This window comes from Pseudomonas sp. AP19, from assembly GCF_001728855.1.
Classification (GTDB): Bacteria; Pseudomonadota; Gammaproteobacteria; order Pseudomonadales; family Pseudomonadaceae; genus Aquipseudomonas; species Aquipseudomonas fluorescens.
The window spans coordinates 33,024-57,225 of record NZ_LXJP01000040.1 but is presented as its reverse complement, the minus strand read 5'-3'; the positions used below and the strand labels follow the sequence as shown (position 1 = coordinate 57,225).

Below are 24,202 nucleotides of genomic sequence, written 5' to 3'. Positions count from 1 at the left end.
CCATGGGAGGCACGTCAGCGGTTACCCTTACCCGCCAGCATTAGCGCGAAGAGCTCTGCCTGAAAGCGAGCATCATCCAATGCATTATGGTTCGGTTCGCTGAGTGGCTTCAGCGCAGCGGTCATCTTGGATGATTTTGTTTCCTGCCAGCTGCAACCTACAGCTCCCATGAAGTAGGCCTTCATGTCGATAGCGGTAAAACCAAAGGGGTTGGTTTCCAAGTATTTGTGGAAGTAGTAGTTGACGAATGACCAGTCAAACGGTGCATTGAGTCCTACGAAAATGACCTTCTGCCCCGTTTGGCAGGATGATTTCAGCCATTCACCAAATGTCAGCATCGCCTGTTGCGGAGTGAGTCCTTCGCGCTCCAGCTTCTCCAGACTCAGCCCCGATACTGCCAGTGCTTCTGGGTCGTGTTTTGGACTGTCAGGTCGTAGTTCAAGATAGATGGACGTGGCAGGTTGATCTACAAGGCAAGCTCCAATGGAAAGCAGACTGTATTCGCCTGGTATAGGTCCAGAAGTCTCGACGTCGACGGAAACATAAAGCTCATCAGGGTTCATGTCATATCCTTTTCGTGTAGTTGCCAGATCACGCTCAAGCTCGTAACCATGTGACGGTGGAAAGGCGGCAAAGCCATTGCCCAATTTTTTGCTGTTGCACTCGCTATCCGGCGTTCGAGCAGCGGCAGTGCATGTCTACCGGAGGAGTGCACGTTCCTTTGGTCAGCTCTGCGCCCGAGCATAATGATGTGTGTCATTCTCTAATCGCGGATGAGGGGCGGACAATCATGAGCGAGCGTTGGATAGTCAAGTGCCAGAATACTGAGGACGGTACTGGCGACATCATCATTGACCTACCTCCAGAGTTGCTTGACCAAATGGGGTTAGGTGTTGGGGACGACCTGGAGCTAACGGTAGCGAATGGCACATTAGTGCTGACGCCCATGGACAATGCAGCATCAGTGCGGCCCATGTTTGCTGGCGTCCTGCGTCATGATGCCTATCATGCTTACCGCACGCGTCTGGAGGCGCTTCTTCATATCTCCGTCAATGCTTCGGATCTGGACATTCACGACATGATAGTAGCTGGCTTCTCGGCCAGCCTGATCAAGGTGCTCTGTGATGATGGAACCCTAAGCGACGAAGAACGCGACAGAATCATTCAACCCAAAACGCTAAAAACAAAACTGTCAGCCAATCAGCTCTTAACCCTGCCTGTGAGCGATCGCCTTTTCCGGTTTGTACATATTACCGCCATGGCCGAGGTGATCTTCGGTGACAAAGTTAAGGCCAAACAATGGCTTTCCAAACCAAAAGCCCGCTTTTTGGGAGAAAGCCCATCGTCGATGGTCGCTTCAACCTTTGGCACACATCTAGTCGAAGAAATGCTGATTCAAGTGTCGGAGGGCATGTCATTTTGATTCAGCCGCAGCCAAACGGCATCTACCGCTCCTTGAGTAACATGGATTTCAGGCGCCTATACCGGGGTTGCCTTGCCGATACGGCATCCACGGGCATCCATTGAAGCACTAGGTTTCACCCACATCGGCACCTACCGCTGAGAAAGATACACGCACGGCAATGGCATAGCTGGGTACTGGCGCAAACCACTCTATCCGGTGACAGCTCGATAGAAATCATCCCGTTCAGTGAGATGAAGGGAGAAGACGAAACAGCCATGATGTCACCCTGCTGCTATCCGTCGGCATCGGAACCTGATGATCCGCTGGCAGCTAAGCTGAGTGATGCTTCTCGTTCGAATCGGGTTTTTTGATCGGCAGGAGGTAGTCATGAATTTGGCAGATTATATTTCAGTGCTTTCTGATGGTGAGAAAATAGACGGATGCCAAATCACCACACCAGATGCTGTAGCGATCGCCCGCCTGCATTTCCCTTCCCGTGCCTATTGTCTTGTTGCTGATTGGGCAATATTGGATCTCGACGTCACAACAAGTCAGCGGAAAGCTATTACGGACAGGGAGCTAATTCCTGCTCTCGTTTACGCTTCGACCGTTATCCAAGACAGTAAAGGTCGCTTCGCACCTGGTGATTGGGTCAAAACAACACTGGGTGTTTCTTTCACCCACAACTGCTTGTTTCTAACAAAAAACACAGTTTATGTGCTGATGGGGGCCGGTCGAAGGGTGCGTACAGATTTAGACATCGCACTGAGCCTGTGCTGAAAAACTCACTCCCACACAGGTGAGTGCCAAGTCGCTCTCGCATAGCGTTCAGGCATGAATGAACGCCGTTGCTGTTGTGTCAATCTATGTTGTTACCAATCGAGCGTCGTATTTGAAATGTGACGTGTCTGTGTCAGTCTATGTTGCTGTTGTATGGATCCAGGATCAAGCTACAGGCCCCGGTTTACTGGATGGGCTGTGTCAAACTATGTTGTTGGTAACCACGTCGCGTCTCCAGGCCCTATCGAAAGGATGCGTCGTCGATGCAACCGTGCCTCGTTCACGAACGCTTGAACAACCGCCGATTTATAGTCGCCAGCAACACCCAAGGGCTCTCCGGTACCGGCACCGTGTTTCACTACCGTGTCGATGGGGACGCTGTTTCGGGCACTTACCAAGGCGGTCGAATCCGTATAGGCCAGCAGGTCGGACGTGTCACCGGGCCCGACAGCATTGAGCTGCTTTATCAGTGCCTGAACACCGAAGGTGAGCTGTTGGCCGGTTGGTCCCGGGGCACGGTAGGCCTTGATTCTGCCGGGCGCACTACGTTGAGTTTTGTGTGGGGGTGGCTGTCAGGTGCGACGGGCGGCGGCGAGTCCTGTTACGTGGAGGTCGGCGCCTAGAGGCCACGTGTTTCGCTGGGTCACGGCACAAACTCCACCTTCAACCCACGGCTCGCACTGCGTCCCTGATCATCACTGACCCGCAGCCGGTATTCCCCCGACTTGCCCGGCCGCCAGTTCAGTGTGGCTTGCGGCGGGCCCTGGCCGATCAGGGTCTGGTCGGCAAACCAATACAGCGTCGCCGCATCGCTGGCCGCATTGGCAGTGAGTGGGATACTTTCCTGCGGCTGGGACAGACGCAACTGATAGCTCACCTGCGTCAGCGGCGAGCGTATCTGCGGCGCTTCGGTTTGATCGCTGATGCGGTTGGGTTGGCAGTTCTTCATCACGTTGGGCGGCGTACGTCGAGGCAGGCCGGCTGCCCGGTACAGGCGCTGCACGTCACTGGGCCAGAACTCGAAGACTTCTTGGCGGGTGTATTGTGCATCGAACGGCGGGCACGCGGCCTTGCCGGTACGCGTGTCGATCAGTACCGGGCGGTGCAGGTTGGACACGCGAATCGGTGACACGCCGGGAATGTACCAAGTCTTGCGCGTCTGCGGGCACCAGCGGTTGGGTAACTCGCCGGAGGCGGCGCAAACATCAATGCGCACCAGCCCGGCGGGCGGCTTGTCGGCTTTAATCACGACATTGGGCAGCGCCAGAGGCAAGGCGTCGGCGATCCGAAAGAACAACGGCGCAGCGGTCTTGGCACCGATAAACGCCGGGTTCGGTCGGCCATCAAAGTTACCCACCCACACCACCAGCACGTACGGGCCGACCAAGCCTGCGCTCCAGGCATCGTGAAACCCCCAAGACGTGCCGGTTTTCCAGGCGGTGCGCCAGTGGCGGCCGGGCAAGCCATCCGGGCGTGGGTTGCGCCGTAGCATGTCGCGCACCATAAATGCGGCCTGGGGCGTGAGCAACTGCGCACCGGTGGCTTGCGGTTGTTCCTGCAAATAGCGCAACGGCCGCAAATGCCCGTCACCGGCCAGCATCACATACAAGCGCGCGAGCTCTTCCGGTGTCATCTCGCCGCCGCCCAAGGCCAGCGCCAGGCCGTAATGGCTTTCGTTGCGCAACCCTTTGATGCCGGCACGTTGCAGCAACCCATACAGTGAAGGCGACTGCACTTGGCTGGCGAGCCACACCGCCGGGATATTGCGACTGCGGATCAAAGCATCCCGCGCCGTCAGTGGCCCGACAAAGCTACCGTCGAAATTTTCCGGCTGGAAGTAGCCGAAGTTACTCGGCAAGTCCTTGAGGATACTCATGGGGTGGATCACCCCCTGATCCAGCGCCAGCCCGTACAGAAATGGCTTGAGCGTCGACCCGGGTGAGCGGCGTGATAACACGCCGTTGACCTGGCCGTGGATGCTTGTGGATAAGTAATCCGCAGAACCCACCAAGGCCTTGACGCTCTGGTCGCGGCTGTCGATCAGGATCGCTGTGGCGTTTTCCACACCTGTACTGCGCCGTTCGGCAATAAAGCCTGTGATCAGGCGTTCGAGCAATTGCTGTAAGGGCAAGTTAAGCGTGGTGTTGAGTTCGTTGCCGGCCTGGGACGCCAACAGTTGTTCGCTCAGGTGTGGCGCCAGAAAAGGAATTTGCTGGCGGTTGCGCGCCTCCAGGGGCAAGTCGAGCAAACTGGCGTTGCGCGGGTCCTGTGGATAGGTTTCGCGCCATTCAGTCATCAATCGCAGCCGTGCATGTTGCAGCGATGGCCCGAAGCGCGCACGCCGACCCGGCTGTTGCGGAATCACCGCCAACGCCAAGGCTTCGGACAACGATAGCTGTGCCGCCGACTTGCCGAAATAAATGCGACTGGCCGCCTCGGCGCCTTCGATATTGCCGCCCATGGGCGCCAGGTTCAGATAGGCCTCAAGGATGTCGTGCTTGCTGTAGCGCGCTTCCAGCCACAGCGCCAATGCCATCTGCTGCAACTTGCCCGGTACTTGGCGAGTGTTGAGGTCCCACAGGCGGCGCGCCAGTTGCATGCTCAGTGTCGAGCCGCCCTGGCGCTGGCCACCGCTGTAGGTGGCCGCGGCCGCGCGCAGCAGCGCGGGGGGATTGATGCCCGGGTGCCAATAGAAATTGCGGTCTTCCTTGAGCAGCAACGCCTCGACCAGTGACGGCGACATACGCTCAAGGGGCAGCCACAGGCGGTACTGTCCGTCGTCCGCCAAGGTCATGCGCAGCAGCGAGCCGTCGTCGGCCAGCACTACCCGTGACGACGTCACGGCCTGTTCCAGCGGGGCATGGGGCCACAGCCGCAGCCCCGCCAGTAACACCGCCGCTGCCAACAGCGGCGTCAGGCGTTTAAGGCTTGGTAATTTCAAGCTGGCCTACTTTGCCGCGCCCTTGCAGGGTGGTTTCGTACATACCTTCGGCATAGGCCGGTGGCGTATTGAACGTACCTGCGTTGGTGGCGCGCACGCGGTAGACGAACGTGCCTACATCGCGCAGCGCGGTGCCGTACAACACCACGCGATCGTCACGCACATCCACATAGTCCGGCTGCCAATTGCTCAGCTCGGTCTCGCCGATAGGCGCTTGCCAGGTGTCGGCTTCTTCGCCGTCTGCGGTTTCGGCGTATTCGGAATCTTCACCCTCGCTTTCATCGGTACTGGCGGACTCCGGCTCCGGCGGCACGTTATACACAGGCTCGACGCCACCCGGCAGCAGGTCGACCACGGCCACTTGCTGCACTTGGTCACGGTCGGTGGCGCGCAGGCGCAGACGCACCAGGAACTCATCGCCGACCGCGACTTTGCTCACCGGCTCGCCTTTGAGGTCGAGGTACTCGTGGATGATTTCCAGGCCGTTGTTGATCGGCTTGAGCTGAGTACCCTTATCGAAGCCGGCTTCGCTGAGCATGTAGAACGCGGCTGGGCCGGCGGATTTTTCCATCACCAGCTTCTGCGTGGTGAGCGGCACGGCGGCGCGCGGTGGCTGGCCGGCCATTTCCAGCAGTTGCTGTTGCTTGTTACCCAGCCAGGCGGTGGCCTTGAGGGTCATGTCGCTTTGCGCACGCTGGCCATAGTTATCCAGGGCGCGCAGCAACAGGGCGGCGGACAGCGAGTTGTAACGCTGTTCGTTGAGGCGCTTGCCGAGTTTGTCCAGTAACGCCGTCGGCACATCGTCCAGCAGCTCGGGGAAATGACGCGCCAACAGATGCAAGTGTTCAGCGTCGTGCACCAGCGGGTCGTAGTACAGGCCGTCGCTGTCCCACTTATCCACAAGTGAACGCCACGGGACTTTACGGAACAGTGCATCCGCCTGGCGATCCTGTTTGAGCAGCTTGTAACTGGCAGCCAGGTAAGCGGCGCCCAGGTCGTTCTGCCAGGCCTCCTTGAAGTAATTCTCGTAGCGCTCGCGGATATCGCTCAAGGCGCCGCTCACCAGAATCCCCTGACGGCTCAGCAAGTAGCTGGCGTAGGCACGGTTGCGCAATTCCGACAGGCCTTCACTCGGACCATTGGCCAGGTCTGTCAGATACGCATTGGCGCGTACCAGCAGGTCTTCCGGCACCGGTAGCCCGCGTTCCCTCGCTTCGATCAGGAAGTCAGTCGCATACAGGCTGGCGTACGGCGCCACGTCCGGGTTGGCCGCCCACAAGCCAAAGCCGCCGGCCGAGTTCTGGCGTTGGCGCAGCATGCGGACCGCGCCGCTGAATGCTTGCTCGGCTTCTGGCGCAGTGCCACCCCAGATCAACGCCGGCATGGCCTTGGACACCAGTTGTTCGGTGCAGGCATACCCGTAGTCATCCAGGTAATGCTTGAGGCCGTTGGCCCACACCAGTGGCGAGGCCGCCACACCCAGTTGCACATCACGCAATTGGCTGAACAGTTCACGCGTTGGCTTGAGTTCTTTACTGGCGCTGTCAAAGCGACCCAGGCTCAGGGCCACGCGTTGCTCGCTCAGTGGGCGAATCGACGTGGTTTCCGCGACCTGAATGCGTTTGCCGTCCGGCAATACCGCGACAAAACGCAGGTCCGCCGAGCCGAGGGTTTCGCCGACCTTGATCTTGAACTCTGCCGTGCCTTCCTTGCGCGGTTGCAGTGACAAGGTGCTGCCCTTGTCGCCCTGCACGTTGAGGCCGTCGCTGGTCTGCACTTCAAACTTCACATCCGTCGCAGCCTCCAGGTTGCTGAACACCCCGGCGCTGACATTGAACACATCTCCCGGCGCGACAAACGCCGGTACGTTCGGCGTTATCACTATTGGCCCGCGCACCTCGGTATTGGCCTCGCTGACACCGACGCTGTCGGTATCCACCGCCACCGCAAACAGGTGCAGCTTACCGTTGAAGCTGTCCGGCACCTGGTAATGCAGCACCGTCTCACCGGCGGGCAAATCCACCAGCCCAGACCACCAGGCCACTGGCGGCTGATGCTTACGCTTGAACGGGTTGAGATGATTGGCCAGGCCGCCTTCTGTATCGCCACCGGGTGCTGCGCCACTGAGTAGGCGGCTGAACTCCGGCAGGATCAGGTCAAGAATCTGACTGGTGCCGACTTCAAGTGCACGCTTCTGGAAGAAGAAGCCCAACGGGTCCGGCGTCTGATAGCGCGCCACCTGCAGGATACCTTCGTCCACCGCGTAGACCACCGCGCGACCGGGGCGGTCGGCAGTGACCTTGATATCCAGAGTCTGCCCCGGCTCAATCTTCGCCGGGCCTTCTACCTTCAGCGCCATGCGCCGTGCATCCAGGTTGATGCTGAACGGCACCACGCCGTAGGACAGCGGGCTCATGTAGACCTCGGACGAGCCGATGTCCCGCACAAACTGCACGTTGACGTAGGCATTGCCCTCAAGCCCTGCAGGCACGCGGATATGTTGCACGCTGTTGGTGCTGTCGGCTTTGAACCACTGCTGTGTGTAAACCTTGTCACGCTCGATGGTGATCAAGCCGGCGCCGGTGTACGGCGCGCGAATGCTGATCGCGATCTCGTCACCTGTGGCGTAGCTGCGTTTATCCAGGCGCAATTGCAACTCGGCGTTACGCTCCAGGGAGCGCGAAGTGTTGCCGCGCCCGGCCACGCTGTAGTCGATCTGGTTGAGCAGGTTGCCGTTGGCGTCCTTGAGTTGCAGGGTGAAATCGCCCGGCGTGCCGGTGTTCAGGGGCTGCTTGGCACCTTCCTTGGTCATCACCAGCGGCGAGGCCGGTTGGCTGATGTTCTTGATGCGCGACTCGTACTTGTAGGTGCCGTTGGACTGTTTCACCAGCACCGACACATAGCGGTGCTCGATGACTTCGCTGGTCAGGCCGTCCACCGCCACGGGTGTAAGGTCCGGCGCGACGGCCAGCCATTGCACTTGGCGTGGGGCGTCTTTGGCAACGTACGACAGCGAATCCTGACTTTTCACACCGACCAGATAAGGCGCGGATGACACCAGCAGCGCATTTTGCGCAGCGACGTTACGGCCACCTTCAGCTTCGAACACTTGGGTCATCACTTGCAGGCGATAGGTGCTATTGGCGAAGCGTTGCAAGTTGAGGTCAAGCAGCGCCTGGCCGTTGTCGTCGACCGTGGTTTCCGCCAGGTCTTCGGTGCTGGCTTCTTCCAGCGAGTCGTTGAGGCGGAAGCGGTACTCGGGGTAACGGTCGAAGGCCGCCAGTGTGGGGCTCAGGGACATTTTGGCGGTGACGCGACGGCCCGATGCCGGGGCGCCGAACAGGTGCATCGCGGTGACTTTGGCCACCACTTGGTCGGGTGGAATCCAGCCCAACACCGGGGTGTCGTGCAGGCTCAGGCTGACCTTCATGCGGTCTGGCTCGAAATCACGCACTTTGAAGCTGACACTGCCCAGGTCGGTGCGCGTGTTTTTCTGGCCAATCAGTTGCAAGGTCGCGGTGTAGTCCCCGGCGGGGGCGACTTCACTGCTGGGGAAATCAAAGGTTTCAAAACCGCTGGTGGACAGTTTCAGCGGCTGGCGAATGACTTCCAGGCCCCGTGGGTCGGTGATTTGCAGCTCCACTGGCAGGCCTTGTAATGCGCCTTTCCAATTGCCGCTGCGCACGATCATGCCCAGGTGCGCCGTTTCGCCGGGCCGATACAGGCCGCGGTCGGTGAACAGGTAGGCGCTCAGGCGATCAATCGCGCCGTCTTCTTCCAAACCGCCAACGTCAAAACGCGACAAATCCAGCTGTTGCGACTGACGGGCAATCGGCAGGAACGACTGGTCGTTGCCGCGAGTGACGACATACATCAGCGGCGTTTTCTCACGGCGCAATTCATCCAGCTTGGCGAAGTGCGCATGGCCTTCGGCATCGGTGCGGCCGCTGCTGACCGGCAACCCGTTACGACCAATGATGTCGACTTGTGCGTCGGCCACTGGCGAGCCGTTACCAATGGATTGCACGTAAACATCGTGGCTGCCGTCGCTGGAGCGTTTGGCGATGATGCCAAGGTCGGTGACCACGATGAAACGCAAGTCACTGGTGCTGCTGCGCGAGTAATCGAACGTGCGCTCGGCGGGGTCATCCTGAGGGCTGAGCTTGAGCACAAAGATGCCGCGACGGCCGCCGTTGGCGGTGAGGTAGTGGCTCAGGTCGACGTTGTCGTAGACGGTTTTCGCCGGATCATTGGACGACAGCGGAATATCCAGCGACTGACGCTCCACCATGCGGTCGAAATACTCATTGCCAAAATTCGGACGGGCGAAGCTGCCGCTGCTCTGGTCCACCAGGTGCTGCAACTGATTGGGCAGCAGGCGGGCGATTTCCACATGGGCGCCGGGCACGCCACGGGCCATGAAGCCCAGGCGTTTTTCGCCGTTGAGGCTGAGCAAGGCGCCGTCGGACAGGAACTGCAACGTGCGCGGGTACGCCGGCATGCTGATCAGCGACGCTGTAGGGTCTTTCGCCAGGTAGCCGCCGATGGCTTCCAGGTTGGCGGGCACGCGTACATACAGCGCGCGGCCTGCCGGCGCCTTGAACTTGAAGGCGTGAAGCGTATTCAGCGGTTCGACGCTGGGTACGTGGGTCAGGTTGACCTTTGAACTACGCGCCAGCAGTGCATCGTCGATCTCGTTGCTGTAATAGGGGCGGGTATCATCCTGGGCTTTTTCCGGCAGCAGCCAGGCCTGGACCTTACCGGCAATGGTGTCATCGGCCACGGCGCTGGAACTGCTGAACATCAGCACGGGTTCGGGTTCACCGCGCGCATTGTCGACAAAGCTGACTTCGGCGCCGGTAAAAGTCAGGCGATAGCGACCGGGTACGGTGACTTCAGAGACCAGCGGTGCGGTACTGGCATTGCCGCCGTCGCGGGCCTTGATCCCTTCATCGAGCTTGGCGCTGACGGGCGTGCTTTCCAAGGGCGTGGCCAGGGCGGCGGAGCGTACGTAGGCGTTGAGCCTGGTGTCGTCGAAGGTGATTTCCGGGCGGTTGGGTAACTGGGCATCGCGGTAGGCCAAGCCTTTGCCGAGGGTTACCGAGACGCGCTTGCGTAGGCTGTCTTCATCGACGGGGTGGGAAAAATGAAAAGTCGCCACCAGCTGTTTCAACGTCGGGTTGGACGGGTCTTGATACAGCTCGTTTTGCGCCAGGGTGGCGCGGAACGGTTGAGTGGAAAACTGACTGCTGTACTGGGTGAGCAATACACCGTCGGCCAGCAGCTTTTTCTTGGCCAGGTCGAGGGTGTAATGGGCGTCAACGGGCCAGTCTTTTTCCGGTACGAACAACAAGGTGTGGTCGTCGGACCAACGCCAGGTGCCGGCCACTTCAGGTCTTAGGGTGATGCCTTCAGTGACGGGCTTGCCAATGGCCGCCAGCGGAGCCACGGACTCGGCAAAGCGCACCTGCAAGTTATCCACAACCGGTGGTTGTTGGGTGTAATCAGTCAGGTTCGGTTTGTGCAGTGAATAGCCGACGGTGTGCGGTTGCGGCAGGTGCGAGTACCACTGCCAGCCATAGAAGCCGGCAGCGGCCAGCAATACCAGACCCAACAGCCCGGCACCGGCCTGGCGCGGGTAAGCGCGTGCTTTATGGCCCAGGTTTGCCAGGCCATGGCCAATGGCGCGTAGCCAGGGCGGCGGTTGCCATTGGCCGAAGAGAGCACTCACCACAGTCAGTAAAGCGCCGAGAATCCGGCGGCTGGTCGCTTTCAACGAATCGAGCATGGTGAGCATCCCTGGCTAAGTGCGGCCTATATTACACGCGTCTTTGATACAAAAGATGACGTGAAATCGCCGACTTGCTCAGGCGTGCTGCACAAAAGTGAGACGCACCGCAAAACCAATCAAAAGACTGCCAAATAACCACTGTTGCACGCGCTGCGCCGAGCGATTGCGCGCCAGCCAGTGGCCGATGCGCGCGCCGGCCAGGGCGTAGCAGCCGTCGAATACGAAACCGACGCTCACCAGGATCACACCGAGTAACGCAAACTGCGCTGCCACCGGGCCTGCTTGCGGGTTGATGAATTGCGGCAGCAGCACCGAGCAGAACAGCAGGGCCTTGGGGTTGAGCAGATTGGTGAGCAGGCCGCGCTGAAAGGCCGTGCGCCAGGCATGCACCGAAGGTGCGCCCTGGCTTTCGTTGAGCGACGTCAGCCGATTGGCGCGCAGGCACTGCACGCCAAGCCACAACAAGTAGGCCGCGCCACCGAGGCGCACCACGTCGAACGTCCACGGCGCCACTTTGAACAACGTCGCCAAGCCCATACCGGCCAACGCCACATGGCATGCCCGGGCCAGCCCCAAGCCGAGTGCCGTGGTCAGCGCCAAGGCCTTGCCCTGGCGTGCGCCGGTTTGCAGCAGCAGGATCATGTCCGGCCCCGGCAACAGGAAAGCGACCGATAAGGCCAACAGAAATAACCAGAGCTGCGCCATGTTTCACCTCCCTCGATTGGTCGGCCAATTCTAGGATTGAAAGGCAGGGCAGGTGCTTGCGAAGTCAGCCAGATAAGCGTCTAGTCTTGGCACTATCTGCCACCAATACAGCCTACGGCCATCCACTTATGCCAAATTTCAAACTTGACGCGTTCGACCGCAAGATTCTTGAGGCCCTGCAACGGGACGGTCGCCTGAGCAATGTGCAACTGGCTGATGAGATCGGTCTGTCCGCCTCCCCGTGTTTGCGCCGCGTGCGTCTGTTGGAAGAGGCCGGGGTGATTCGCGGTTATCAGGCCACGCTGGACCGCGATGAAGTGGGGCTGGGCATGATGGTGTTTGTGGGCGTGAAGGTGGAGCGGCACAACGACACCGAGGCGAATGTCTTTCGCGAGGCGGTGACGGCATTGCCCGAAGTGATCTCGGCGTTTCTGGTGTCGGGGGAGTCGGACTTTTTGTTGCAGGTGGTGGTGCCGGACTTACGTGGGTATGAGCGGTTCGTCACCGGCAGCCTGTTGAAGCTGCCGGGGGTGAGGGATATTCGCAGTAACTTTGCGATCCAGACCGTGAAAACCCCAGGCGCCTTGCCCCTGGGACATTTGCCGGGATGAGGACGGGAAAACACTGCAAACCCAGTGTGGGAGCAGGCAAGCCAGCTCCCACATTTGATCCGCATTGGGCTTGAGCCTGTATGGCTCAGGTCCACCAGTAGCGAACGAGATGAAAGAAAATCGGCGCAGCAAAACACACCGAATCCAGCCGATCCAGCATCCCGCCATGGCCTTCGATCATATGCCCCCAATCCTTAACGCCCCGGTCGCGCTTGATTGCCGACATCACAATGCCGCCGGCAAAACCCAACAGGTTGATCAACAAGGCGATCAAAAATGACTGCCACGGATTAAACGGCGTCGTCCACCACAACGCCGCACCGATCAGGGACGACAGCAGAATCCCGCCAACAAACCCTTCAACCGTTTTGGAGGGCGACAGGTTGGGCGCGATCTTGTGTTTGCCGAACAGTTTGCCGCACACGTACTGCAGCACGTCAGACAGTTGCACCACGATCACCAGATAGGCGATCAGCAAGAGGTTGCGGCCTTCGTAACCGGGGATGTCGAGGGTCAACAGGGCCGGCACGAACGACACGCAGAAGACCGCGATCATCAGGCCCCACTGCACTTTCGACGCCCGTTCGAGAAAGTGCGTGCTGTCGCCTCCGAGGGACGCGAGGATCGGCAGCAGCAGGAACACGTACACCGGGATAAAGATCGAGAACAGCCCATACCAGTCCGAGTAGATCAGCATGTATTGCAAGGGCAGGGCCACGTAAAACGCGGCCACCAGCGCCGGGTAGTCGCTGCGGCGCGTGGGGGTCAGGGTGAGGAATTCGCGCAGGGCATAGAACGACACCGCGTAGAACAGCAGGATCACCGCGCCGGTACCCAGCCAGAAGGCAATACCGATGACCACCACCATCACCCACCAGGCGTTGATGCGGGCGTTGAGGTTGTCGATCACCGCATTCGGCGTGCCACGGGTGCGCAGTTTGAGGATCAGTCCGATCAATGAGGCGAGTACCAGGATCGCGCCGATCCCACCGAACAACATCAGGGTTTGGCTATCCATCTCAGACATGCTCCGGGGCAAGGGCGAGCAGGGCGTCGCGGGTACGGGCGAGGAACGCGGCTTTGTCTTCGCCCTCTTCCAGTTGCAACGGCGCGCCGAAGCTGGTGGTGCACAACAACGGCAGTGGCAGCACGCGGCCCTTGGGCATGACGCGGTTGAGGTTGGCTATCCACACCGGGATCAATTCCGCCTGTGGGTAACTTTTTGCCAGGTGATACAGGCCGCTTTTGAATGGCAGCAGGCCGTCTTCCAGATTGCGCGTGCCTTCGGGGAAGATGATCAGCGAGTCGCCGCCTTCAAGCGCGGCCAGCATCGGCTGCAAAGGGTTATCCACAGGGTCTTTACGCTCGCGGTCGATCAGCACGCCATTGAATACGCGGTTGATGATGTAGCGGCGCAACGCGCTTTTGTTCCAATAATCGCTACCGGCCACCGGGCGCGTGAATTTGCGCAGGTTCTGCGGCAGTGATGCCCACAGCAGCACGAAGTCGCCGTGGCTGCTGTGGTTGGCGAAGTAAATGCGTTGCACCGGGACCGGCGCGCAGCCCAGCCACAGGCTACGGGCGCCGGTGACGGTGCGGGCCATCGAGGTAATCAGCGTGGCGACCACAGGTTCGAACATGGGAATTCCTTATCCGGCAAAAGGTAGCCAAGGGCTGGCGAGTATCACGAGCAGGGTCAGCAGCACTTGCGCGCCCAGCAGCCAGGCCTGCTTGCGCAACAATTTAAGGGCGCCGCGACGGCGCTCGGTCCAGGGCCGGCCAGCGCGTTTGGGCGATTGCAGGCCGAGGGTTTGCAAGGCCTGGTCGAGATCGGGTGTGCGCTGGGGGTCGCGGGCCAGCAGCGCGAACAGGTCGGCGTCGAAAGCCACGCGCAGCGCCCAGTACTTTTGCAGCAGGCCGAGAATAATCATCCACAGGCTGAGCAGCAGGCAGATTGTCGAAATACTCGCCATCAGCAATTGAGCCAGGCCGAACAGCACACCGACCACGGTCAGGCCTGTGGATAACTGATCGAGTGATCGGCCACGGCGCAGAAGGCTGGCGACCACTTGGAGTTCCATATCAGCAGGCATGGGGTAAACCCTCCAGAGCTTCACGGTGAGTGGGATGCAGGACCACGCTGGGCCTCGCTGTACGAATAATAGCCAGCGCTTCCTCGACACTGGCCGCGCGACCACTGTGCAGCAACCAGGCAGCGACTGCCGTGGCGCTGCGCGAATAACCCAAGGCGCAGCACACCAGCACGGGGCCGCTGAGGCGCAAGCGTTCAATGGCTTGCGCGGCGTGCTGGCATTCGGCGGGGGTTGGGGCGATCAAGTCGAGCACAGGGATGCATTGATAGGCGCGGCCCTGGGGATTCATCGGCAATTCCGCACACAGATCGACGATAGCCTTGAATGAACCCTGCTCGCTGACGGTAGGAATTCGACCCAGCCAAACGTTATCCACAACCTGGTCAGATTGTGGATGGTTTCGCGTCCACCACCGCGAGTTAATCCAGGACGCAGCCAAGTAGGGCGCGTACAACCAGCGTGCGGCGGGCGTCAGACGGCCATCGGCGCGTTTCTGAAAGCCTGCGGCGCCCAGCACCAGGTAGTTCGCCTTTATCAGCGCAAGGGACACCGCCGGCCAGATCAGCCACAGCCACCCGCCGCCCAAGGTCAGCGCCACAATCAACAGCACCACCGACCCCGCGCCGTAACGCAAACCCAGCCGCCAGTGCTGCGAATCCCGCGCAAGCCGTGCATTCAACAGCGGGCTCGGGTGCTCCACTGGCCACAACCACACGCATAACCAGCCCGCGAGGGCGCCTGTGGGTAAGTCAATAAAGTGATGTTGATAAGTGGACAGCACCGAAATGCCGATCAACGTGAACCAGCCATGCACCACCCAACGCCAGAGCCCTTGAGTGTGGCGCTGGTACATGACCCACAGGATCACCAGCAGCGCGATGTGCAGTGAGGGCGCCTGGTTAAACGGTTTGTCGAAGCCGGCCAGCACCGCAAACAGCCAGCCAAACACACCGTCCAGTTCCGGCCGTTCAAAGGTGAAACGCAGTGGCCAGATGAGGAAGCAGCTCACGGCAATCACTTGCGCACTGAGCAGGCGCAACGCGTGTTGTTTCAGCTCATGGCGAGTGTTGGGCAACAGCAAGGAGAACCCGTAGAGCAGGTCAATGGACCAATACGGCACGATGGTCCAGGCCCAGAACGGCATATGGGTTTCCCAGCCGAATACCAGTGTGCCGACATCGCTGCGCTGGCTGGTGACCCAGGTGGCGAAGCCGTAGGTAGCGAAAAACAACGGCGCCAACAACAGCAGCCACAGGACGGCCGGTTTCAATAAGCCGGGTTCGCGCATGCTCAGATCTTCTGTGCCAGGGACACGGTGAAAATGCCCCACTCGTCCACACGCTGGGTGAGCTTGCGAAAGCCTGCGGCCTCAACCAACTGATCCATTTCTGCCTGGCTGCGCCGGCGCATCACCCAGGCCTGGCCCTGGCGATGGCTGGTGAGCGCGCGGGCGATCAATTCCAGCTGCGGATGCCACGGTTGGCCGGTGTAAACCAGATAACCGCCAGGCTCCACCGCTTCGGCCAGACCTGCCAACGAACCGCCGACCATGCCGTTATCGGCAAACAACTCATACAGCCCGGACACCACTGCCAAGCTCGGCTTGGGGTCCAGGGCCGCCAGATCAGCCCGGTCAAACGCATCACCTTTGACGAACTGGGCGATATCCCCAAGGCCTTTTTCGCGGATCAGCGCGCCACCGTCGCGTACGTTGATGTCACTGTAGTCGCGCAGCAGGATTGATTCCGGCAGCGGCGAAACGCCCTGCAAGGCTTCGAGAATGTAGCGGCCGTGGCCGGCGGCGATATCGACAATTCGCACCTCACGATCATCTGCACGCAACTTGGCCATGGCCAGGCGCAGCAGTTCTTCGACATTCAGCTTGCGCTGGCGAATGCCCCGCCAGCCGATGGAGTTGAGGTAATTGGTGTCGATCATCCGCCCCAGCCCGCCCTTGCCGGTGGGCGTGTTGCGGTACACGTAGTCCAGCGTGCTGCCGGAGTCGAAGCCGGTGTCGAAGCCCAATTTCACCCCGGCCGACAGGTTCTTGCCCAAGCCCATGCTGGCGCGGGTCATGCGCCAGTACAGGTCGCGCAATGAATGACGGGGCAGCGGCGCGGCGAGGGATTCTGACTCGGCGCAGGTGGCGCCCAGTTTGTCGGCGTCGAGCAAAGACGCGCGGTCCAGCGGGTGAGCGAAGTTCTGCAGGATAAAGCGCTTGGCGCTGCTCAGGGCGATCGCTCGGTCGCGTTCGCCGAGGGTGTCGTGGAAAAAGCCGGGAAGAATATGCAGCTCTTTTTTCAGGCTGCCGAGGCGGTCGAAAAATTGCTGCTGGGGTTTACGGTGCACCACAAAGTCGGAGCCGGAGATCAACAGCTGTGTGGGCACTTGAATCGCCTGGGCATCGGCTACAACGCGATCGGCAGCTTCGTACAACCCGAGCAGCACATTCACTGAAATGGCTTTGGTGATCAAGGGGTCGCTGTCGTAGGACGCGACTCGCTCCGGGTCGTGGCTGAGGAACTTGGCCTTGACGTAACTGTTGACGAAAAAGTTGCCGCGCACTTTGCGCATCAGCGCCAGGCCCGGTCGCGCAAAAGGTACGTAGAGCTTGACCTTGAACGCCGGGGAGGCCAGCACCAGGGCGCGGATTTTGGGGGCGTAATCGTGCACCCAGGTGGCGGCGATCACGGCGCCCACGCTTTGGGCGATGACGGCGACGTTCTCTTCGTCGATGCCGTAAGTGGCGCCGATATGCTCGCAGAAGGTCTGCACGTCGCGCGCGCTGGTGGCGAAGCTGGGGCTGTCACCGCGTGCACCGGGGGATTGGCCGTGGCCGCGTGCGTCCCAGGCGAAGAAATCGAATTGCGGCAGGTCGAGTTCGTCGACCAAGTGAGCAATGCGCCCCGAATGCTCGTGGCCGCGATGAAACAGCAGGATCGCCTTGCGCGGCTCGTCGCCCGCAGGCGCCGTGGCCGGCCAGTGCCGATAGAAAAGCTCGACGCCATCATGGGTACTGAAGGTGTGATCGTGCTGTTCGCGCATCGCAAATTCCTTATGCAGAAGGGGAAGTGGTTTCTTTGAGACCTTGGCGCACGCGGTTGACCAAGGTATAGGCGAGCAGGGCGGCGACCAGCCACATCACCGTGTCGACCCAGCCAGCATTGAGCCAACCCAGTGCCACGCCGGTGGCGAGCACCCCGAGTACAAACGCGCGATCACTCTTACCCATCGGCCCGTCGTAGCGGCGCGAAGCGCCCACCATTGGCCCGAGCACGCCAGCGTATTCACTGAACACGGCGAGCAGCGCCACCAGCAATACGGGCACCAGGCTGGCATCGGGGATCAGCGCAAAGGGCAGGATCAGCGCGCTGTCGGCGATGACGTCGCACAGTTCATTGAGGTAGGCGCCGAGGCGCGACTGCTGGCCAAAGTCCCGGGCGAGCATGCCGTCGATGGCGTTGAGGGCCATGCGCAGGATCATCCACAGCGGGATCAGCGCAAACAGCCAAAGGTGTTGGGCGAAGCTGGCGATCAACAGGCCGACCAGCAGGGAAATCACGCCAGCCAACACGGTGATCTGGTTGGCGGTGGTGCCGTTGTCATAGAGACGCTGCACGAGGGGGCGCAGCAGGTTTTGAAAACGCGGCTTGAGTTGATAGATCGAAATCATGGGGAGTGGCGCTTCCTTGTCCGTGAACCCGCGAAAAACTGTTTTGGAGTGTGCCGATTAATCCGTGCCTGCACCAGTGATGGCGCGTGTTTATGGGGGTTTAGTCACGGTCTCGCCGGTGCCGCAGGGAATTTGTGGCAGGCAGCTTGCGCCTGATAGCGGTGGGCCAGGCAGTACAGGCATCAACTGCCCCATCGCCATCGCGAGTAAGCCCTGTGCACAGGGGCACAGCGCAGGGCTCAAAAACGGTGTTTAGCGAACAAAAATTTCACGCCGCGTGTTATATCGTAACGAACTGTGTGTAAGCGGGCGTTAAGTGGATGCAAGTGGATTTGGAAGCTGATGGCGCTTCGGTTGAAGGCCTCGCGCGTTTTCAACAAGGGGTGTTCCATGCCCGTCGATTGAGGCAGGCCGGCATCAGCCTGACCGCCCTGGCTGTCGCCGGTTGGGTGCTGGCGTTGTTTGTCGCGCTGTTTGCGCCGTTGTCGATCTGGCCCGTGGTGCTGATCAATTGCGCGAGCGCTCTGCTGGTGCTGGTAGCCGGGTTGCAATCGGCGTGGTGGGTCGCCGATTGGCGTGCCCAGGCGCTGGAGGAACCGGCAGCGGAATTAATCGAACGGCCCCTCGAAGAGCGGGGCGGATACACGCGTCTGCTGGAGCGTTTCGGCAGTGGCTTGCTGGCCCAGATCGGCGCGCCGGTGTTGTGGCTCTGTGGTTGGTCGTTGTTGGCGTTGCTCAGCATCATTGAATTCTGGAACCTGGCCTTGCCCGCATCGCCCGTGGGGCAATCCGCGAGTATCGGCGCTGCGCTGGCGTTGGCGCTGGCCTTTGGCTTGCTGGTATTGGAGCGCCGTCTGGCTCAGGAAACCGCTGCGCAATGGCCTGAAGCGTCGCAGTTGGCGCAGTTGGTCCGGGTGGCGATTGTTGTTTGGGTGGTCAGTGCGATCTGCTTGTTGTTTGCCGGCGCGCAATCCGTGTGGCCGTTGCGCTTGGCGACGGTCATTGGCCTGTTGCCAGCGCTGGTGGCGCTGGAGTTCCTCTTAAGAGGCACGCTGTCGCTGTTCAGCCCGCGCCAGCCACGGCTCGAACCCCGCCTGATGGCGCAAAGCTTCATCGCCGGTCTGCTGCGTTGGCCGCCACAACCCTTGCTCGCTTTGCAGCACGAACTGCACAACCGCTTCGGCATCGACTTGCGCCAGATCTGGGCGTTTACCTACATGCGCCGGGCGTTCTTGCCGGTGCTGCTGGTGGTGCTGGCGGTAGGCTGGTCACTGACCGGCGTGCACGAAGTGCCTCTGCAAGGCCGTGGGATTTATGAGCGGTTCGGCAAACCGGTGGAAGTCTTCGGCCCGGGCCTGCATGCCGGGTTGCCGTGGCCATTGGGTCGCGTTTTGAACGTGGAAAACGGCGTTGTGCACGAGCTCGCCACCAGCGCCAGCGACGCCGCCGCAGTGCCGTTGGCACCTGCCGAAGGCCCGGCGCCGCTGATCGCCAACCGGTTGTGGGATGCCAGCCATGTGAATGACAAATCCCAGGTGATCGCCAGCAGCAGCGGCGACAAGCAAAGCTTCCAGATCGTCAATATGGATGTCCGCTTCGTCTACCGCATTGGCCTGACCGACCAGGCCGCACTGGCTGCCACCTATAACAGCGCCGATGTGCCGACGCTGATTCGCAGTACCGCCAGCCGCATCCTCGTGCATGACTTTGCCTCGCGCACCCTCGATGAGCTCCTCGGCGAACAACGCACCCGCCTCGCTGATGAGGTCGGCCGCGCGGTGCAGGCGGACCTGCAAAAACTTAACAGCGGCGTGGAAATTCTGGCCACGGTGGTGGAAGCCATTCACCCACCGGCCGGCGCCGCCAATGCCTACCACGGTGTGCAGGCGGCACAGATTGGTGCCCAGGCGCTGATTTCCCGTGAGCGCGGCGCCGCCAGCGAACAAACCAACCAGGCTTTGCTGCAGGCCAGCACTGCGCGCGACCAGGCGATGGCCACCGCCCGTGAAGTCAGCGCGGGCGCCCAAGCGGCAGACCTGCGCTTTGGCGCCGAACAAAAGGCTTACGCCACCGCAGGCCGTGCCTTCGTGCTGGAGCAGTATCTCGCTCAACTGAGCCAAGGGCTGGCGCACGCCAAGCTGCTTATTCTGGATCACCGCCTGGGCGCCGATGGCGCGCCAACGATCGATCTGCGTTCTTTTACTTTGCCGGCCGATCCTTCGGTGCCGCGTAAAGCCGTTCAATAAGGAGTCTGTCTGTTGAGCGCTCATTCTCACGATCACGGTCATCACCACCACGGCCATCATCACCACCACCATGGCGATGAGCAGGCGGCCGGGCCATTTCCTTGGAGGCGCATGGCCTGGGCCGTGTTGCTGGTGCTGTTTGCCGTCGCGGCTGCCAGCCTGGTGCAAGTGCGCTCCGGCGAGGCCACAGTGATTACGCGGTTCGGCAACCCGTCGCGGGTACTGCTGGAGCCGGGCCTGGGCTGGCGCTGGCCGGCACCGTTCGAAGCGGCGATCCCGGTGGACCTGCGCCTGCGCACTACCTCCAGCGGTTTACAGGATGTGGGTACCCGCGACGGCCTGCGGATCATCGTGCAGGCCTATGTGGCGTGGCAGGTGCAGGGCGATGCCGACAATGTGCAGCGCTTTATGCGTGCGGTGCAGAACCAGCCGGACGAAGCGGCGCGGCAGATTCGCACGTTCGTCGGCTCGGCGCTGGAAACCACAGCAGCCAGCTTCGACCTGTCGAGCTTGATTAACACCGACGCCAGCCAGGTGCGCATTGCTGATTTCGAGGCGCAATTGCGCCAGCAGATTGATCAACAATTGCTCACCACCTACGGCGTGCGCGTGGTGCAAGTCGGTATCGAGCGCCTGACCCTGCCGTCGGTCACCCTCACGGCCACCGTCGACCGCATGCGTGCCGAGCGTGAAACCATTGCCACCGAACGCACCGCTGTCGGTAAGCGTGAAGCCGCGCAGATCCGCTCTGCCGCCGAGCGTGACGCGCGTATTGTGCAAGCCGATGCCACGGTGAAAGCCGCCGATATCGAAGCCCAATCGCGGGTTGAAGCGGCGCAGATTTATGGCCGGGCCTACGCGGGCAATCCGCAGCTGTACAACCTGCTGCGCTCGCTCGACACCTTGGGCACGGTGGTCACGCCGAGCACCCGAATCATCCTGCGTACCGACGCGGCGCCGTTCCGTGCACTGGTGGACGGGCCGAAGGACGTTCAACCATGACCGAGCGTGACGGCCCGGACAGCCCGTGGATCCAGGCCGGGCGCCTGACCTTCCTGGCGCTGTACGCGGTGACGGTGCTGGCGGCGCTGGCCTGGGCGTTTTCCAATGTGCGGCAGATCGACCCGCAAAACCGCGCCGTGGTGCTGCACTTCGGCGCGCTGGACCGGATTCAGAACGCCGGGCTCCTGCTGGCGTGGCCGCAGCCGTTCGAGCAAGTCGTGTTGTTACCCGCTGCGGACCGTGTGATTGAACGTCGGGTGGAGAACCTGCTGCGCTCCGATGCGGCAACCCAGGCCGACCGCGTCGCCAGTTTCGCCACGCCGTTGAGCGATGCACTGGCCGGTTCCGGTTACTTGCTGACCGGCGATGCCGGTGTGGTGCAGCTGGATGTGCGGGTGTTTTACAAAGTCACCGAACCCTATGCGTTTGTGCTGCAGGGCGAGCACGTGCTGCCGGCGTTGGATCGTCTGGTGACGCGCAGCGCAGTGGCGCTGACGGCTGCGCGGGATCTGGACACGATTCTGGTGGCGCGCCCGGAACTGATCGGCACCGACAACGGCGCCGCCGAGCGCCGTGAGCGGCTGCGCGCCGACCTGGTGCAAGGTATCAATAAGCGCCTGGCGGAGCTGGCCGCGACGGGTTTGGGGCTGGGCATTGAGGTCACCCGCGTGGATGTGCAATCGAGCCTGCCGGGCCCGGCGGTGAATGCGTTCAACGCGGTGCTGACCGCCAGCCAGCAAGCCGATAAAGCGGTGGCCAATGCGCGCACTGAAGCGGAAAAACTCACCCAGACCGCCAACCAGGCGGCTGACCGCCTGGTGCAAGTGGCCCACGCCCAGGCCAGTGAGCGCCTGGCCGGCGCCCAGGCGCAAACCGCCACCGTCGCCAGCCTGGCGCAGGTTAAAGACCCTGGCTTGCTGCTGCGCCTTTACCGCGAGCGCGTGCCGAACATTCTTGGCCAGGCCGGTTCAGTCACTACGGTCGACCCTAAAGACGACTCCCGCTTGATCATTCAGGGAGCCGAGCAATGAGCGCGCCCATGTTGACCTCCGCCGAGCAGCGCAGCGCTGCCCGGCAATTGACGCTGGCCATGCTGGCCCTGGGTTTGCTGATGTTGGGGCTGGTATGGCGTTGGTTGGCGCCGGATCAGACCGGTGTCAGCCAATTGCTGCTCGGCGTCGCTTCCTTGCTGGTGGCCGTGCCGGTGATGCGTTCGGCCTGGTACAGCCTGCGTTACCCGAGCCTGCATGGCATCACCGACCAATTGATCGCGCTGGCGATGATGGGCGCGTGGGCCACGGGCGACCTGCTGACCGCTGCCTTGCTGCCGATCATCATGATCTTCGGCCATGTGCTGGAAGAGCGCAGCGTGATCGGCTCTCAGGAGGCGATTCACGCGCTGGGCAAACTGACCCGCAGCCACGCGCGCCTGTTGCAGGCCGACGGCAGCATTGTTGAAGTGGATAACGGCACGCTGAACACCGGCGATATCGTCGAAGTGCGTGCCGGCGACCGGGTACCCGCCGATGGCGTGGTGCTGTCGGGCCAGGCCAGCCTGGACACGGCGCCTATCACCGGGGAGTCGGTGCCGTTGGAAGCCAGCGTCGGCGTGCAGGTGTTTGGTGGGGCGATCAACCTTGATGGCTTGTTGCGCTTGCAAGTGACGCGCACCGGTGATGAGTCGACCTTGGGCAAAGTCATCGCGCTGATGCAGAACGCCGAGCGCTCCAAACCGCCGATCACGCGGCTGCTGGAGCGCTATGCCGGCAGCTATATGGTGCTGGTGTTATTGCTGGCGGCGGTGACCTGGTTTGTCACCCATGACGCCCAGGCAATGCTCGCCGTGCTGGTGGCGGCGTGCCCGTGTGCGTTGGTGCTGTCGGCACCGGCCACGGCGATTGCCGGGATTGCGGTGGCAGCGCGCCATGGGATTTTAATTCGCAGCTCGGCGTTTCTGGAGGAGCTGGCGGACCTGACCTCGTTGGTGGTCGACAAGACCGGTACGCTGACCTTTGGCACCTTGCGCCTGCAGTCCATTGAAACCACGGCGCCGGATCGGCAGCGGGTGTTGAACCTGGCGGCCAGCCTCGGTTCGGCCAGCAGCCACCCGGTCAGTCGTGCACTGGCGAGTTTGGCGACTCAGGAACAAATGCTGGCACTCACGGATATTCGCGAACGCCAGGGCCTTGGCGTGGTGGCACAGACCGAGCAGGGCGAAGCGGCCCTTGGGCGACCGGAGTTATTTGAGCAATTGGGCATCGTCAGCACCCACGTCCCCCGTCACGATGGCCCGATTGCCGGGCTGGCGCTGAACGGGCAATTCCTCGCCTGGCTGTTGCTGGCCGACAGCGTCAAGCCGGAGGCACGGCAGGCACTGCAAGAGTTGCGCGATCTAGGCCTGGGCCGCCAATTGCTGCTGACCGGCGACCGTCAAAGCGTGGCCGACAGCCTCGCGCTGGACGTAGGCATCAGCGACGTCGAAGCGCAGGCCTTGCCGGAAGATAAGCTCAACCGCGTGTTGGGCGAGATCCGCAGTGGTTTCCGGCCGATGGTGGTGGGCGACGGCATCAACGACTCCCTGGCGCTCAAGGCGGGTGTGGTCGGCGTGGCGATGGGCGCGGGCGGGGCGGACATCGCCCTCGCGTCGGCGGACGTGGTGTTGATCGGCAGCGACCTGCGTCGCCTGGGCACCTGTGTGCGCTTGAGTCGTCAGTGCCGACACACATTGCAGGTCAATGTGATCATCGGCTTGGGCTGGACCTTGGCCATCGTGGTGTTCGCGGCGTTTGGCTGGTTGGGCGCAGCAGGCGCAATGATCGCGGCGGTGTTGCATAACCTCAGCACCTTGCTGGTACTGGGCAACGCCGGGCGTTTGCTACGCTTTCAGGAGCCGCTTTTGAAGCTCGACGAATAATTTTCAGAAATATTTTCACTGGGCTGTAACGCCAATGCGGG

Annotated in this window: 18 protein-coding genes; 8 read left to right on the top strand and 10 right to left on the bottom strand. The window is 61.4% G+C overall.

Features of this window, described 5'->3' with window-relative positions; translation table 11 throughout:
* Nucleotides 1–14: 14 nt before the first annotated feature.
* Nucleotides 15–563, bottom strand: coding sequence for a 3'-5' exonuclease (locus tag A7D21_RS23830; protein WP_010565120.1), 549 nt, complete (start codon nucleotides 561–563; stop codon nucleotides 15–17).
* 227 nt (nucleotides 564–790) lie between these two features.
* On the opposite strand from A7D21_RS23830, the gene A7D21_RS23825 reads away from it, so the two are divergent.
* The 3 genes from A7D21_RS23825 to A7D21_RS23815 all read left to right on the top strand — a co-directional run bounded on the left by A7D21_RS23825 (nucleotide 791) and on the right by A7D21_RS23815 (nucleotide 2,808).
* On the top strand, nucleotides 791–1,423 hold the full coding sequence (locus tag A7D21_RS23825; RefSeq protein WP_016963488.1) for an antitoxin Xre/MbcA/ParS toxin-binding domain-containing protein: 633 nt from the start codon (nucleotides 791–793) through the stop codon (nucleotides 1,421–1,423).
* A 369-nt stretch (nucleotides 1,424–1,792) separates the two neighbouring features.
* On the top strand, nucleotides 1,793–2,185 hold the full coding sequence (locus tag A7D21_RS23820; RefSeq protein WP_010565122.1) for a hypothetical protein: 393 nt from the start codon (nucleotides 1,793–1,795) through the stop codon (nucleotides 2,183–2,185).
* Nucleotides 2,186–2,448: 263 nt separating this feature from the next.
* Nucleotides 2,449–2,808, top strand: a complete 360-nt coding sequence (locus A7D21_RS23815; RefSeq protein ID WP_053258767.1) for a hypothetical protein — start codon at nucleotides 2,449–2,451, stop codon at nucleotides 2,806–2,808.
* 20 nt (nucleotides 2,809–2,828) lie between these two features.
* Here A7D21_RS23815 and pbpC read toward each other — a convergent pair whose 3' ends face one another.
* The 3 genes from pbpC to A7D21_RS23800 all read right to left on the bottom strand — a co-directional run bounded on the left by pbpC (nucleotide 2,829) and on the right by A7D21_RS23800 (nucleotide 11,622).
* Nucleotides 2,829–5,126, bottom strand: coding sequence for a penicillin-binding protein 1C (pbpC, locus tag A7D21_RS23810; protein ID WP_053258766.1), 2,298 nt, complete (start codon nucleotides 5,124–5,126; stop codon nucleotides 2,829–2,831).
* Nucleotides 5,107–10,914: an MG2 domain-containing protein gene (locus A7D21_RS23805; RefSeq protein WP_069552836.1), complete on the bottom strand. Its 5,808-nt coding sequence runs from the start codon at nucleotides 10,912–10,914 to the stop codon at nucleotides 5,107–5,109. The genes pbpC and A7D21_RS23805 overlap by 20 nt, the downstream gene beginning before the upstream one ends.
* A gap of 78 nt (nucleotides 10,915–10,992) precedes the next feature.
* Nucleotides 10,993–11,622 carry a LysE family translocator gene (locus A7D21_RS23800; protein ID WP_069552835.1) on the bottom strand — a complete coding sequence of 210 codons (630 nt, stop codon included), beginning with the start codon at nucleotides 11,620–11,622 and terminating at the stop codon, nucleotides 10,993–10,995.
* Between the two features lie 128 nt (nucleotides 11,623–11,750).
* Between A7D21_RS23800 and A7D21_RS23795 the strand changes: the two genes are divergently transcribed.
* On the top strand, nucleotides 11,751–12,233 hold the full coding sequence (locus A7D21_RS23795; protein ID WP_069552834.1) for an Lrp/AsnC family transcriptional regulator: 483 nt from the start codon (nucleotides 11,751–11,753) through the stop codon (nucleotides 12,231–12,233).
* An 85-nt stretch (nucleotides 12,234–12,318) separates the two neighbouring features.
* Here the strand turns inward: A7D21_RS23795 and A7D21_RS23790 are convergent, their stop codons facing one another.
* From A7D21_RS23790 to A7D21_RS23765, 6 genes are read right to left on the bottom strand one after another with little or no spacing between them, the layout of a single operon-like run.
* Nucleotides 12,319–13,251 carry a phosphatidate cytidylyltransferase gene (locus A7D21_RS23790; protein WP_053258763.1) on the bottom strand — a complete coding sequence of 311 codons (933 nt, stop codon included), beginning with the start codon at nucleotides 13,249–13,251 and terminating at the stop codon, nucleotides 12,319–12,321.
* Between the two features lies 1 nt (nucleotide 13,252).
* A complete protein-coding gene (locus A7D21_RS23785; RefSeq protein WP_053258762.1) occupies nucleotides 13,253–13,873 on the bottom strand; it encodes a 1-acyl-sn-glycerol-3-phosphate acyltransferase in 621 nt (206 codons plus the stop codon).
* 9 nt (nucleotides 13,874–13,882) lie between these two features.
* The gene (locus tag A7D21_RS23780) at nucleotides 13,883–14,326 is read right to left on the bottom strand and encodes a hypothetical protein (protein ID WP_069552833.1); all 444 of its coding nucleotides are present in this window, start codon (nucleotides 14,324–14,326) and stop codon (nucleotides 13,883–13,885) included.
* The gene (locus tag A7D21_RS23775; protein WP_069552832.1) at nucleotides 14,316–15,614 is read right to left on the bottom strand and encodes a phosphatase PAP2/dual specificity phosphatase family protein; all 1,299 of its coding nucleotides are present in this window, start codon (nucleotides 15,612–15,614) and stop codon (nucleotides 14,316–14,318) included. The genes A7D21_RS23780 and A7D21_RS23775 overlap by 11 nt, the downstream gene beginning before the upstream one ends.
* 2 nt (nucleotides 15,615–15,616) lie before the next feature.
* Entirely contained in the window at nucleotides 15,617–17,371 is a 1,755-nt protein-coding gene (locus A7D21_RS23770; protein ID WP_053258759.1) for a bifunctional alpha/beta hydrolase/class I SAM-dependent methyltransferase, read from the bottom strand.
* A gap of 10 nt (nucleotides 17,372–17,381) precedes the next feature.
* On the bottom strand, nucleotides 17,382–17,999 hold the full coding sequence (locus A7D21_RS23765; protein WP_053258758.1) for a CDP-alcohol phosphatidyltransferase family protein: 618 nt from the start codon (nucleotides 17,997–17,999) through the stop codon (nucleotides 17,382–17,384).
* 320 nt (nucleotides 18,000–18,319) lie between these two features.
* Here A7D21_RS23765 and hflK (A7D21_RS23760) point away from each other — a divergent pair, with 320 nt between their 5' ends.
* From hflK (A7D21_RS23760) to A7D21_RS23745, 4 genes are read left to right on the top strand one after another with little or no spacing between them, the layout of a single operon-like run.
* Nucleotides 18,320–20,245, top strand: a complete 1,926-nt coding sequence (gene hflK / locus A7D21_RS23760; RefSeq protein WP_053258757.1) for a protease modulator HflK — start codon at nucleotides 18,320–18,322, stop codon at nucleotides 20,243–20,245.
* Between the two features lie 12 nt (nucleotides 20,246–20,257).
* Nucleotides 20,258–21,247, top strand: a complete 990-nt coding sequence (hflC, locus tag A7D21_RS23755; RefSeq protein ID WP_053258756.1) for a protease modulator HflC — start codon at nucleotides 20,258–20,260, stop codon at nucleotides 21,245–21,247.
* Nucleotides 21,244–22,278 (top strand): protease modulator HflK, encoded by a 1,035-nt coding sequence (gene hflK, locus A7D21_RS23750; protein WP_069552831.1) that lies wholly within the window; start codon nucleotides 21,244–21,246, stop codon nucleotides 22,276–22,278. The genes hflC and hflK (A7D21_RS23750) overlap by 4 nt, the downstream gene beginning before the upstream one ends.
* Complete coding sequence (locus tag A7D21_RS23745) at nucleotides 22,275–24,161, top strand: cation-translocating P-type ATPase (protein ID WP_069552830.1); 1,887 nt, start codon at nucleotides 22,275–22,277, stop codon at nucleotides 24,159–24,161. Before hflK (A7D21_RS23750) ends, A7D21_RS23745 begins: the two co-directional genes overlap by 4 nt.
* Nucleotides 24,162–24,202 lie beyond the last annotated feature (41 nt).